Origin of the sequence: Streptomyces sp. NPDC017225 (assembly GCF_044331465.1) — a bacterium.
Lineage (GTDB): Bacteria > Actinomycetota > Actinomycetes > Streptomycetales > Streptomycetaceae > Streptomyces.
On record NZ_JBIRNE010000003.1, the window covers coordinates 655,772 to 668,511 of the forward strand.

The 12,740-nt window shown below is 68.0% G+C and carries 9 protein-coding genes; 4 read left to right on the forward strand and 5 right to left on the reverse strand.

The window, feature by feature from the left end; translation table 11 throughout:
* Positions 1–28: 28 nt before the first annotated feature.
* The 3 genes from ACH4NX_RS10260 to ACH4NX_RS10270 all read right to left on the reverse strand — a co-directional run bounded on the left by ACH4NX_RS10260 (position 29) and on the right by ACH4NX_RS10270 (position 6,277).
* A complete protein-coding gene (locus tag ACH4NX_RS10260) occupies positions 29–772 on the reverse strand; it encodes an SCO2525 family SAM-dependent methyltransferase (RefSeq protein WP_351388042.1) in 744 nt (247 codons plus the stop codon).
* A gap of 131 nt (positions 773–903) precedes the next feature.
* On the reverse strand, positions 904–1,875 hold the full coding sequence (locus ACH4NX_RS10265; RefSeq protein ID WP_398128522.1) for a hypothetical protein: 972 nt from the start codon (positions 1,873–1,875) through the stop codon (positions 904–906).
* Positions 1,796–6,277 (reverse strand): caspase family protein, encoded by a 4,482-nt coding sequence (locus tag ACH4NX_RS10270; protein WP_398128523.1) that lies wholly within the window; start codon positions 6,275–6,277, stop codon positions 1,796–1,798. The genes ACH4NX_RS10265 and ACH4NX_RS10270 overlap by 80 nt, the downstream gene beginning before the upstream one ends.
* A 265-nt stretch (positions 6,278–6,542) precedes the next feature.
* Between ACH4NX_RS10270 and ACH4NX_RS10275 the strand changes: the two genes are divergently transcribed.
* Positions 6,543–6,968, forward strand: a complete 426-nt coding sequence (locus tag ACH4NX_RS10275) for a GNAT family N-acetyltransferase (RefSeq protein ID WP_351388035.1) — start codon at positions 6,543–6,545, stop codon at positions 6,966–6,968.
* 68 nt (positions 6,969–7,036) lie between these two features.
* Here ACH4NX_RS10275 and ACH4NX_RS10280 read toward each other — a convergent pair whose 3' ends face one another.
* Together ACH4NX_RS10280 and leuA are read right to left on the reverse strand one after the other, a co-directional pair.
* Positions 7,037–7,732 carry a TerB family tellurite resistance protein gene (locus ACH4NX_RS10280; RefSeq protein ID WP_351388032.1) on the reverse strand — a complete coding sequence of 232 codons (696 nt, stop codon included), beginning with the start codon at positions 7,730–7,732 and terminating at the stop codon, positions 7,037–7,039.
* Positions 7,733–7,916: 184 nt separating this feature from the next.
* The gene (gene leuA / locus ACH4NX_RS10285; RefSeq protein WP_398128524.1) at positions 7,917–9,638 is read right to left on the reverse strand and encodes a 2-isopropylmalate synthase; all 1,722 of its coding nucleotides are present in this window, start codon (positions 9,636–9,638) and stop codon (positions 7,917–7,919) included.
* A 351-nt stretch (positions 9,639–9,989) separates the two neighbouring features.
* Between leuA and ACH4NX_RS10290 the strand changes: the two genes are divergently transcribed.
* From ACH4NX_RS10290 to ACH4NX_RS10300, 3 genes are read left to right on the forward strand one after another with little or no spacing between them, the layout of a single operon-like run.
* Complete coding sequence (locus ACH4NX_RS10290; RefSeq protein ID WP_351388028.1) at positions 9,990–11,060, forward strand: M4 family metallopeptidase; 1,071 nt, start codon at positions 9,990–9,992, stop codon at positions 11,058–11,060.
* 21 nt (positions 11,061–11,081) lie between these two features.
* Positions 11,082–11,348, forward strand: coding sequence for a protealysin inhibitor emfourin (locus ACH4NX_RS10295; protein ID WP_351388025.1), 267 nt, complete (start codon positions 11,082–11,084; stop codon positions 11,346–11,348).
* Between the two features lie 57 nt (positions 11,349–11,405).
* Positions 11,406–12,737, forward strand: a complete 1,332-nt coding sequence (locus ACH4NX_RS10300; RefSeq protein ID WP_398128525.1) for a GH1 family beta-glucosidase — start codon at positions 11,406–11,408, stop codon at positions 12,735–12,737.
* Positions 12,738–12,740 lie beyond the last annotated feature (3 nt).

Consider the following 12,740-nt stretch of genomic DNA (forward strand, 5'->3'; position numbering starts at 1 on the left):
TCTAAGGCATGATTCCCATCAACTACCGTCAGAAACAGTTGTTTTTGCGCCTTCCGAGCGCCAACAGCATTCCCTCGTGCCCCTCCCGTACCGTGTGGTGAAGATCGTGCACCACAAGGTCCTCCGCGTACGGCCCCATAAGTTCCTCGACTCCCTCGGCACCCACCCGGAACGCCGGGTACCGGACCTCGTTGACGATGTACCCCTCGGACTCCTTCATGAATGCGGCAGCGAAAGGTGCGCCCGCCTCCAGAACGTTCATGAAGGATCGGACCCCGCGCTCGAACTCGGCGGGGCACTCCGTCATCGACTCCGCGACGAAGCACATCGTCCCCATCTCCCAACGCCGCCAGCCATCGAGGTCGAACAGACTGGCACGCTCCACCCTGACGATCTCGCCGAACCTCTTCCTTGGTTCGACGGCCTCGTAGGCCGGATCCATGCTGAGGATCTCCCAGAACGCATCCCACACGGCATCGAATCCCTGTTCAGATGTTTGCCTCTCCAGGTATGCGACGTTCGGGAGTGCATACTCAAGCAAAGTAATCTTGTCGCACCATGGCAGCATGGCCAGCGCTGGATAGAGATTCGGACCGGCACCCACGTCAACCCCCCGGACCGAGCGAGCAGTCGTACCGCCGAAGCTGCGGCTGAAGTGATCACGCATCAGCCGCACGATCTCCAGGTCGACCTCTCCGGAGATCCGGTAATTGATGTCAACATACGCGTCCGGGGCGAACGCCGACCATGGCGCATCCGCGTTGCGAATCATTCTGTCAACCTTTCGCCCCAGACCGGGGGACATATAAGCGACAGCAGGGCCGGCGTGGACACACATCCGACCCTACCGCAAGAATCACCTGGCAGGCATGAGATTACCAGGGGAAATACAGTCAAAGCACCTCACTCGAGTGCGGCTGCGATCGCCACTCCGGTCTCCTTCTTGGTGAGGTAATGGGTGCTGTCGTGCACGTGAGATCCATTGGGCACCAGGTGACAGGTGACGTCTGGACCGAAGCGGGGACGGAGATCCTTTACCAGCGCCACAACGTCCCGGGCATCGGCAACGTTCGTCCACGCGGTGGATGACGGCTTTCCCGGCCACCGCCCGACTCCGCGCTCAGGTGCCGGATCGACCCGATCGAATATCAGGTTGGGGATACCCAACGGCGAACCTAGGGTGACGAAAGAAGTCACCTTGTGCTCAGGCATGGAACACAACGCCTCGTACGCCACAAGGCTACCCAGAGAATGCGCGACGACCACCCGGGTGTCTTCTCCGACCATCGTCCGTACCCGGTCACGCGCAGCGGCGCGCACATCGGGCTCGGCGAAATAGCGAACCACCTGTTTCAGGTCGAAAATGAGTGCCTTCTCGGCGAGGCCCGCGAAGAACCTCGATCCCGACAGTGCCAGCAGGGCCGACTGAACAAGCGGGCCAAAACCGGACAGGAGATTCTGGGCGCTCGGGGACACGACCTGCGGCTCCTCCGCAGCGGCATGCTCCCACCATTTCAGCAACAGATCCGTCTCCGGTCCGGCCGAGACATCCCACCACCCATAGTGAGGGTCATCGCCGGCAAGACGCTGCCCGGACGGCAGGAACAGGTCACCGTAAAATGCCATCATCACATCGGAATCGGTGATCATTGCCGCTGAACCGGCTCGGCGCAACCCGTCGTGAAGCGCCGGCGCCCACTGACTGAGCAACGTCTGCTCGCCGAGTTGCTGCTTGCCCACACCATGCACACACACAACACGTGCCATCGCAACCTCCGTGACAGCGATGGAATGGTCAGCGTCGATCAAAATTGACGGCTGCACCCATTTCGAACCCGACGATTTCATGACCCGTACCGACGAGAAAGTCACCATCGTCACCGAGTGAAATCGCACGCGCCGGATAGGGCGTGGCCCAGCACAGCATTTCGGTCTGGTTCCGCAGATTCCAGACCCGTACCGTGTAGTCGTCTCCCACTGTGACGGCGACAGGCAAACCGTCGACTCGGCCGGTCGCCACACCGTTCACCACGCCGGTGTGTGCGGCCAGAACGGCCACTTCGTCGCTGGTCGCCAGGTCCCACGCCCGCATCACGCCGTCGTCACCCACACTGACGGCCAGTTCGGACCCGCCGACGCGCGCACAGGCCACACCATGGGCCGCACCGGAGTGGGCTGTCAGGGACTTGATCCGCCGACCGGTGAGCAGGTCCCAGGTGCACATGACGCCGTCGTCGCCGACAGTGACGGCCACATGGCGACCGCCGAGTCGTGTGCAGGCGACCCCGTTCACGACTCCCGAGTGAGCCTCCGCGGCGCAGATGTTCTCACCGGACCTCAAGTCCCACACTCGTACGACCCCGGACGCGTCACCGGACACGGCCACCGCGCGCCCCTCGACGTTGGTGGTGTCCAGGCCCCAGATCCAGTCCTCGTGCCCCCGCAGCACTCTCTGGTGCCGACAGGTCTCCAGGTCCCAGACGTTCAGCGAGTACGTGCCTCCGCCCCCCACGACAGCGACCGGTGCTCCGTCGACATCCGCACAGGCCACCGCGTTCACCGCGCCCGTGTATCCGGTGAGTACGGCCATCTGATCACCGGTACGCGCATCCCAGACACGTACCGCTCCGTCACCGTCGCCTCCCACTGTCAGCGCGGCCGACGAGCCCTTGATCCTCGTGTGCGCGACCGACCACAGCCACCCGGTGTGGCCGTACCCGATCGTCTGCGGCCGCTGCCCCGGAGCACCCGTACGTGCGGCGCTGTCCGGCTCCGCCTCCACGGCATCCGCATCGGCACTCTCGTCCAGGCCCAGCAGCAGACGCCGTGCTCCGGCCCGGACGTCCCAGACATGCACCGAACCGTCGGCACCGCCGGTCACCGCCACAGGGGCACCGTCCACCTCCGTCGCCGCGACGGCGTTCACCGCGCTGGCATGGCCTTCCAGCACGGCGGAAGGTTCGCCGCGTGCCAGGTCCCACACCCGGACGGTGTAATCACCCCCGCCCACCACCGCCAGCGGCCGTTCGTCGACGACGATGCAGGCCACCCCGTTCACCCAGCCTGTGTCACCGCTCAGCACTCGCAGAGCCTGACGCCCCTCCAGGTCCCAGACGCACAGATGCCCGTCCCCACCACCGCCGGAGACAGCGGCCGAGGCGCCGTTGACCCGTGTGGACGACACCGCCCACACCCAACTGCTGTGGCCGGCGAACGCCGCGCGTTCCGTCCGCTCCTGCAAGTCCCAGAGGCGAACGGATCCGTCGGCTCCCACACTGACCGCGTGCGGCACGTCCCGCACGGTGACGCAGGAAACTCCGTTGACCGCCCCCGGATGCCCCACGAGGGAGGCCAACTGCTCCCCGGTGGTCAGATCCCACAGCCTGACCGACGCGTCACCGCCCCCGACGACAGCCACCGGCGACTGGTTCACCACGGCACAGGCCAGCCCGTTGACGGCTCCTCCCTGGGCGCTCAGGACCGCCAGACTCTCCCCGGTCGAGAGATTCCACACCCGCACGGTGTAGTCATCGCCCCCGGACAACGCGACGGGCGCACCGTTCACCATCGTGCAGGCGACCGCGTTGATGGCTCCCTGGTGGCCGACGAGGACGGAACGGAGCTCACCCGTGCGCAAGTCCCACACACGCACGAGGCCATCGGTGCTCCCACTGACGGCAACCGGGCTGCCACCGACCTCTCCGCAGGCGACCGCGTTGACAGACCCGGGCCGTTCCGCCGAGGCCTGGGTGGTCTGACTGTCAGTGGCCCAGACCGGGCGCCAGAGACTGCTGCGGCTCAGACGACGGGAGAGGTCACGGTTCTTGAAGCGCAACGCGTCGATCGCCAGGAGCTCCCTCCTGACTCCCGGGCTGGCGCGCCGGTGGTCGCCGGCCGAAGTCCTGTAGAGGTCCGCGAGCCGAAGCGCCGGCTCCGTCGTGACCCTGTCCAGCACCGCCAGCAGAGGCCCGGGCTCGGCGTGCACGAGGAACTCGGGATCCGCCATCAGGTCGTCGAGCTCACCGCAGGCGGCAGCATGAGTGGCGAGATGGTGCAACGTGTAGGGATGAGCGCGCGGCCAGTCGATACGGCGGAGAGGCGTACGAGGCACAAGGCTCTTCAGCACCTCGACGAATCCTCGCTGTGCCTCTCTCGCGTTCCCGTCCCGCCGCAGGTGCTCAGCCAGCGCCTGGTGATAGAGGCGGTACGCGGAATGACCGAACTCGGTCGCCTCCACGACATACCGGCCGGTGGAATGCTGGAGCCAGAGAAGATCCTCGTCGTTGTAGCGGCGTCCCGACAAGCGGGTTGCCAGCGCGCTCCATATGTCTTCCCAGGGCAGCCCTTGGCCCTCCGCATAGGCAAGGGGACGCAGAAGGTCCCTCGCGCGATCGGCGTCAGCGCCGAGTCGCTCGTCCAAGTCCTGCGCCATTGCCGAGTCCGCGGTTTTCGGCAGCGCCTCACGCCATCGCGCTTGCTGAGGATCCGCGACCGCGTCCTGCGCGGCAAGGGTCCCGGAGACGATGCGGGCCACCAGGAAGGAGGGAAAGGCCGCCTCCGCGACGGCGTCGGCAACCTCACTCACCAGTGCCGCAGACGCGCTGGTGTAAGGGCTGTCGAGCCGCGAATCCGTCAGTCCCTGGCGGGCGTAGGCCGCAAGCGCGGCTCGATCCGCGTAGGTCTCGTTGTCCAGATCGACCAGCTCCACCTTCACATCTCGTTGCAGATGTCTGATCAGGTGTGGTCTGGTCCCCAGGAGGAGACGCACGTTGCCGTTGCTGAACCGGATGATCGGCTGGATCAGCTGCGTCACCAGCGTGTTGGGAGTGGCGGCCTCGTCCAGGGCATCGATGATCGCGGTGAATGGACGTTGCCTGTTCGCCACCGCGTCGAGCAGGGCTCCCACCGTCGAGGCCCGCACGCCGGCGGCTGCCGCGAGTCCGTTGAGCACGTCTTCGTCAGTGAGGGCCTGCGCGTAGATGACCACATCGACGCATCCGGGCCGGGGCACCGCGGACTGCGGCAGGTTCAGCAGGCGGAGCGGCACGCTGTGGTGGCGCTCCTCGCTGGTGAGCGCCGCGACCAGGCCCAGAACGGCGGTCTTTCCCGAACCGGGACCACCTGTCACCACGAGGGCCGCACGCAGTGAGTCCGAGTCGGCCAGCCACTCCGTGAGCTCGGCGAGTGTTCGCCGACGGCCCCTGAACCACCAGCCCCCCTCTTCGCCGAACGATGCCTTGGCACGCACCAGCATGCGCCTGGCCAGCTCGGTTTCCCTGCGTTTCGCCTGCGCCTGCCACTCGATCGCTTGCTGCATCGCGAGATCCGCTTCGAACGGGCGGCTGTGCCACCGTGGATTCGGGAAGAACGCCGGCACATCACCGAGCATCTTGGCCGCGTGCCACTCGATACTCTGTGTGGGCGGTCGGTCGATGTCTGCGTTCATGTGAGCAACGAGTGAGCCGAGACTTAGGTACTCAGGCTTCTCTCCTGCGGTGGCGAGACTGCCCACAGCGGTGGTGAGCAGGTTCGGCAGGGCCTCGACCAGTGCTGACTGGGCCGGCTGAGCGGATGCGATGAACGCGACCCCCGCGCTGTCGTTGTCCGGGCTCCTGCGCAGGCTCTCCAGAGCCGCAGCCACGGAATCTCCCGCTCCCTGGCCGGCGTGACACGTGTCGAGTATGAAGAGCAGTCGCTTGATGCCTGTGTCGTCGAGCAGGACCGAGGCGATCTGGGACGTCGGCAGCGACTGCTTGGGCTTCGACAGATCGCAGTCGGCGGGAAAGAACATGTGCCTGCGCGGCGTCGACCCGATCAACTGGCCGTGCCCCGCGAGATAGACGACGACCATATCGTCCGGACGTCTGTCCTCCGAGGTGGCGAAGCGCTCCAGTTGGTCCAGGAGCGCGTTCCGGTCGGGATCAAGTCCCAGGTCGCTGACGTGTGTGTACCCAAGGCGAGTGGTGAACAGATCGATGATCTTCTGTCGTGCCTGCACAAGCCCGGGACGATCCCCCCTCGGAGATCGGGGCAGATGCGCCACGGCCGTCGCGATGAGAAGCCGTCGCGGTCCTCTCGGCCCGTCGGCCCGGCTCATCGGCGGCGGCCCTTTCCTCGTCGTCCACGTCCTGGGTGGACGCGGGTTCTTCCGTCCGCCGTCACATCTGCCTCCTCGTACCCACCTGTCCCCCGGGAGAGGCGATGAGTACTGAGCTTCCGGTATACCCCCGGCTCTCCCCACCCCCGTGCTCAGCCAATCCCTCACGAGGTCGCACATCGCTGCTTCCGAAGCATGCCGACTTCCCAGACATGTCTCTCGTGCGCCCCCAAGTCCCTCTTGTATGACCTGAGTTGAGAGCTGACCCTGACGTAGAGCCGCAGACTACACAACACACCCGTAGGGGGGACATGCCGCGCGGCGACCCGGTTCACACGAAGACAGCGAGGCAGAGATGACGTCCGAACTCCGGAACGCAGAGCCGGCACGAAACCGGACAGCACCCGAACAATCTCTCGCCCTGCGGCAGGCACGTTCGGCGGACGTGGCCGAGTTGCACATCCTCGACGCGAAGATCTTCAAGAAGGTCGCATACCCGTATTTCCTCATGCGCCAATTGGTCGACCTGTACGGCCCGCATTTCCTGGTGCTGGACGACGGCGAGCATCTGCACGGATATGTACTGGCAGCGACTTCCGCCCTCAACCGCGAGAGTTGGATCCTGGGCCTGTGCGTGACGATGGACCATCGCGGCGAAGGCCTGGGGCGGCAACTGATGACGGCGATCCTCGAGCGGCTGCGCAAGGACGGCATCCGCATCGTGCGACTCACGGTGGAGCCGGAGAACAACGTGGCGGTCACGCTTTACGAACGTCTGGGCTTCACCCCCGAACAACCCGAGAACGGTTTCCGCAGCGACTATTTCGGCACGGGTGAGCATCGGCTGATCATGCGCCTCGGCCTCTGCTGAGCCCATTGAGCCCCATCGGGCCGCCGAAGACGCTCAGGGAGATCTCCGTCTGCCGTGACGACGCCTCGTCAGGAAGGCGTGCCCGCCGAGTCCAGGAGGCGGGTGACGTCTGCGGAGCAGAGGGTGAGGGCCGCGCCGACCGTCGCCAGGGCGTCGCGTTCGGCGGGGGTGTAGGGGCCGTCGGCCAGCGCGATGCGGGCGCCCTGGAGGAGGATCGACTCGCGGCCGACGGTGGCGAGGTGCGGGGCCAGCGGGTCCAGCGCCTCGTGCAGTTCTATGGCCAGGCCGGGCACGCAGGGCTCCCCGTGGACCCGGCCGGTGTCCGCCTCCACTGCCTCGACCAGCGCGTTCAGCTGGTCCTCGTCGCAGTCCTCGAACCCGGCCGCGCGCACCGCGACCGCCGCCGTCTCCAGCGACGTACGGGAGCAGGTGCCGCCCGCGGCCAGGACCGCGAGGGCGACGGTGTGGACGGCGTCGCGGAGCATCGCGGAGAAGCGGGTGGTGGTCGGGTGGTCGAGGACGTCGGTGCCGTAGTGGCGGCGGCAGGCCGCGCACTCGACGGTCGGCGCGGACTCGCCGCGCGGCAGCACGGGCACGCCGAGCATGGTGAAGCGGCGTCGGCCGGTGAGCCGCTGGTAGTTGCGGTCGCCTCCGCAGCCGGGGCAGAAGAACTCGCCGTCGCCGACGGGTGTCCACGCGGTGCGTGTGCCCAGGATGCGCGGCAGCCGGGCAGCTCGGCCGTTTCGTCCCCGTCCAGGCAGCACGTCGCACCTCCGTAACGGCGCGACAGCATCGTCGCGCTTGCGTGATGTTAGCCACATCACCGACGTGGAGTCAGTACCCGGGGAGAGGCCTTTCCGTGACCCGCGCGCGGAGATGGCCGGTATACGACGGGGCCCCGCCCGCCGTTTTCCGGCGAGCGGGGCCTCAAACCACCGATTCGGCTGGTCAGCGAGCCGCTCGGTTGACGGCGGAGACGACCGCCTTCAGCGAGGCGCGCGTGGTGTTCGCGTCGATTCCGATGCCCCACAGCACCTTGTCGCCGATGGCGCACTCGATGTAGGACGCGGCCTGCGCCAAGGCGCCCTCGCTCATCGTGTGCTCCTGGTAGTCCAGCAGGCGTACGTCGATGCCGACGCCCTGCAGCGCGTGGAAGAACGCCGAGATCGGGCCGTTGCCGGTGCCGACCAGGGTGGTCTCCACCCCGTCGACCGTGGCGTCGACGGTGAGGGTGTCGATGCCGTCCCGGTCGGTCGTGGTCTGGCCGTTGGCGACCTGGATGCGGCCCCAGGGGTTGTCCGGGTTGGGCAGGTACTCGTCCTGGAAGACGTCCCAGATCGCCGTCGGCGTGATCTCGCCGCCCTCGGCGTCCGTCTTGGCCTGGATCAGCTTGGAGAACTCGATCTGCATCCGGCGCGGCAGGTCCAGGTTGTGGTCGTTCTTCAGGACGTAGGCGATACCGCCCTTGCCGGACTGCGAGTTGACGCGGATGACCGCCTCGTAGGAACGGCCGACGTCCTTGGGGTCGATCGGCAGGTACGGGACCGCCCACTCGATGTCGTCGACGGTGACGCCCTTGGCCTTCGCGTCGGCCTCCATGGCGTCGAAGCCCTTCTTGATGGCGTCCTGGTGGGAGCCGGAGAAGGACGTGTAGACCAGGTCGCCCACGTACGGGTGGCGCGGGTGGACCTCCATCTGGTTGCAGTACTCCCACGTGCGACGGATCTCGTCGATGTCGGAGAAGTCGATCTGCGGGTCGACGCCCTGGGAGAACAGGTTCATGCCCAGGGTGACCAGGTCGACGTTGCCGGTGCGCTCGCCCTGCCCGAACAGGCAGCCCTCGACGCGGTCGGCGCCGGCCATGACGGCCAGCTCGGCCGCCGCCACCGCCGTGCCGCGGTCGTTGTGCGGGTGGACGGACAGCACCACGTGCTCGCGGCGGGAGAGGTTGCGGTGCATCCACTCGAAGCGGTCGGCGTGCGTGGAGGGGGTGGAACGCTCCACGGTGGCGGGCAGGTTGAGGATGATCTCGCGGCCGGGGCCGGGCTGGTAGGTGTCCATCACCGCCTCGCAGACCTCCAGGGCGAAGTCCAGCTCGGTGTCGGTGAAGATCTCGGGGCTGTACTGGTAGCCGAACTCCGTCTCGGGGCCCAGCAGTTTCTCGGCGTACTCCATGACCAGGCGGGTGCCGTCGACGGCGATCTGCTTGATGTCGTCCCTGGAGCCGCGGAAGACGACGCGGCGGAAGACGGGGGCGGTGGCGTTGTACAGGTGGACGGTGGCCCGCCCGGCCCCCTGGAGGGACTCGACCGTGCGCTCGATCAGGTCCTCGCGGGCCTGGGTCAGTACGGAGATCGTCACGTCGTCCGGGATGGCGTCCGGGTCCTCGATGATCGAGCGTACGAAATCGAAGTCGGTCTGGCCGGAGGCCGGGAAACCGACCTCGATCTCCTTGTAGCCCATCTTGACCAGCAGGTCGAACATCGCGCGCTTGCGGGCGGGCGACATGGGGTCGATCAGCGCCTGGTTGCCGTCGCGCAGGTCGGTGGAGAGCCAGCGGGGGGCGGTGGTGATCCGCCGGTTCGGCCAGGTGCGGTCGGGGATGTCGACCTGCTCGTACCCGCGGTACTTGGTGGTCGGCATGGGGCTGGGCTGCTGGCGGTTGGCCATGATGGCGTGGGCTCCTCGTGATGTCCGCGGTGTCCGCGGTGTCCGCGACGTCCGCGTGTCCGGAAGGACGGCCGACGGCACCACCAAGCTCCGCGGGGAGGGAGTCGGCCTTCTACAGGCCCTCGCCGCGGCAGCTAAGGAGAAGCAGCCCGAATCGCATGATGCCCAGCACCATAGCCGAGTCACGCGGGTCACGCGGGTCCGTATCAGTATGCGGGACCGCGGGGAGAACCGGGATAAAGAGTGCCGTATACCACTCGCAACCGGCTCGAGGGCCGCCTTGGCGCCGCATTTCACCAATCATGGTTGCGCATGGTGACAGCGGCGTCACGGAGTGCAATGGTTTTTGACATGACGCCACACGGGGGCTTCGAGCCCGTCTTCTGCACCATCGTGCCGCCCCACGTCCTCGACAAGCTCGCCGAGCAGGCGGACCCCTTGCTCTCCGGGCCCGCCCGCCGGACCCTCCAGCGCGACGCCTTCGAGCGCACCCACCGTTCGCTGACCACGATCATCGGTGCTCCCGCCGTCGCCCCGCGCGCCGGCGACGAGCCCGAGAAGCCGCAGCGCACGATCTACGACGCCCGGCACGGCACCGACCTGCCGGGCAAGAAGGTGCGCGGCGAGGGCGAGGAGCCCGGCAAGGACGCCAGCGTCAACCGCGCCTACGCGGCGCTCGGCGCCACCTTCGAGCACTTCCTCAAGGTCTACGGGCGCAACTCCATCGACGGCGCCGGGATGCCGCTGGACGCCACCGTGCACTACGACCGCGAGTACAACAACGCCTTCTGGAACGGCGAGCAGATGGTCTTCGGCGACGGGGACGGGGAGATCTTCCTCGACTTCACCATCCCCCTCGACGTGATCGGCCACGAGCTGACCCACGGCGTGATCCAGCACACCGCCAACCTGACCTACTACGGCCAGCCGGGCGCCCTCAACGAGTCGGTGGCCGACGTCTTCGGCGCCCTCATCAAGCAGTACTCGCTCGGCCAGAGCGCCGCCGAGGCCGACTGGCTGATCGGCGCCGGGCTGCTCGCCCCGCGCGTGACGGGCGTGGCGCTGCGCTCCATGAAGGCGCCGGGCACGGCGTACGACGACGACGTCCTCGGCAAGGACCCGCAGCCCGCGACGATGGACGACTACGTGCGCACCGACCGCGACAACGGCGGAGTCCACATCAACTCCGGCATCCCCAACCACGCCTTCTACCTCTTCGCCACCGAGCTCGGCGGAAACGCCTGGGAGCGGGCCGGGCAGGTCTGGTACGACGTGCTGACCGGGGGCGAGGTGACACAGGACGCGTCGTTCGCGGACTTCGCGACCCTGACGCTGAAGGCCGCCCGGGCGCGCTACGGCGACGCCGACGAGCTGGAGGCGGTGGGCAAGGCCTGGGAGCAGGTCGGGGTGCGCACGCCGTAGATCCGTACTAGACACGGACCCATGCGGATTCAGGTGAGGCGCACAGGAGGCTTCGCGGGCATCGAACGCCACGCGGAGGTCGACACCACGGGACGCCCCGACGCGGCCGAGTGGCACGCCCTGGCGGAGCGGGCGGTCGCCGACGGGCGGGCCACGCGGCCCGTCGGGGTGCCGGACGGGTTCAGCTACCAGATCACCGTGGACGGCAGGACGGTGTACGCCGCCGACCCCCGGCTGACGGACGAACAGCGGAGGCTGATCTCGCGGGTACTGAAGGAGGGTGCGTAACGGCACGGCCACGCGAGGGCGTTGACTTTCCTCGCCGACGGTACGGATGATCCGCGCATGGCGACTGGCCCGAGCGCGGTGACGAACCCCGTACCCCGGTTCCCGGACGGCTTCCTGTGGGGCGTGTCCACCTCGGCGCACCAGATCGAGGGCGCGGCCGAGCTGCGGAAGCCGTCCGTGTGGGACGTCTTCGCGTCCGAGCCGGGGCGGATCAAGGACGGCTCGACGGCGGCGGTGGCCTGCGACCACTACCACCGCTACCGCGAGGACGTGGCACTCCTCGCGGACCTGGGCGTGGACGCGTACCGCTTCTCGGTCTCCTGGCCGCGGGTGGACTCCCCCGGCGGCCTCGGCTTCTACGACCGCCTGGTCGACGAGCTGTGCGCGGCGGGCGTCCGGCCGGTGCCGACCCTCTTCCACTGGGACCTGCCGGCGGACCTGGACTGGCTGGAGCGGGACACGGCGTCGCGTTTCGCCGAGTACGTGTCGGTGGTCGCGGACCGGCTCGGCGACCGCGTCGGCAAGTGGATCACCCTCAACGAGCCGGCCGAGCACACCCTGCTGGGCCACGCCGTCGGCGCGCACGCCCCCGGCCGGGAGCTGCTGTTCGCGGCCCTGCCGGTGGCCCACCACCAGCTGCTCGCGCACGGCCTGGCGGTGCGGGCCCTGCGCGCGTGCGGCGCCACGGACATCGGGATCGCCAACTCGCACGGGCCGACGTGGCCGGCCTCCGACGGCCCGGCCGACCGGGAGGCGGCCGGCTTCTACGACCTCCTCCTGAACCGGCTGTTCTCCGACCCCCTGCTGACCGGGCGGTATCCGGACGGCGTCGGTGAGCTGATGCCCGGGGACTCCCGGCGGACCGACGCCGACCTGGAGATCATCGCCGAGCCGCTGGACTGGTACGGCGTGAACTACTACGCGCCGGCGCGGGTGGGCGCCCCGCGGGGCGCGGCAACCGAGTCCGGAGGGCTGACGCTGCCGGCGGAACTGCCCTTCTCGGTGCGCGAGATCGAGGGGCGGCCGCTGACCGACTTCGGCTGGCCCGTCGTCCCCGAGGGGCTGACGGAGCTGCTCACGGGCTTGCGCGACCGCTACGGCGACCGGCTGCCGGCCATCGTCATCACCGAGAACGGCTGCTCCTACGAGGGGCTCGACGACCGGGACCGCATCGCCTACCTCGACGGGCACGTCCGCGCCCTGCACCGGGCGGTGGAGGCCGGTGTGGACGTGCGCGGCTACTTCGTGTGGTCGCTGCTGGACAACTTCGAGTGGGCCGAGGGGTACGCGCGCCGGTTCGGGCTGGTGCACGTCGACTTCGTAACGCACCGGCGCACGCCCAAGGCGTCGTACGACTGGTTCCGGGACGTGATCCGCACACAACGGTGAGTA

Bases quoted from the DNA above. Each gene is read 5' to 3' on its own strand.
- ACH4NX_RS10260 (WP_351388042.1), bottom strand. From the start codon at position 772: ATGATTCGCAACGCGGATGCGCCATGGTCGGCGTTCGCCCCGGACGCG.
- ACH4NX_RS10265 (WP_398128522.1), bottom strand. From the start codon at position 1,875: ATGGTGACTTTCTCGTCGGTACGGGTCATGAAATCGTCGGGTTCGAAA.
- ACH4NX_RS10270 (WP_398128523.1), bottom strand. From the start codon at position 6,277: ATGTGCGACCTCGTGAGGGATTGGCTGAGCACGGGGGTGGGGAGAGCC.
- leuA (WP_398128524.1), bottom strand. From the start codon at position 9,638: ATGGCCAACCGCCAGCAGCCCAGCCCCATGCCGACCACCAAGTACCGC.
- ACH4NX_RS10290 (WP_351388028.1), top strand. From the start codon at position 9,990: ATGACGCCACACGGGGGCTTCGAGCCCGTCTTCTGCACCATCGTGCCG.
- ACH4NX_RS10295 (WP_351388025.1), top strand. From the start codon at position 11,082: ATGCGGATTCAGGTGAGGCGCACAGGAGGCTTCGCGGGCATCGAACGC.
- ACH4NX_RS10300 (WP_398128525.1), top strand. From the start codon at position 11,406: ATGGCGACTGGCCCGAGCGCGGTGACGAACCCCGTACCCCGGTTCCCG.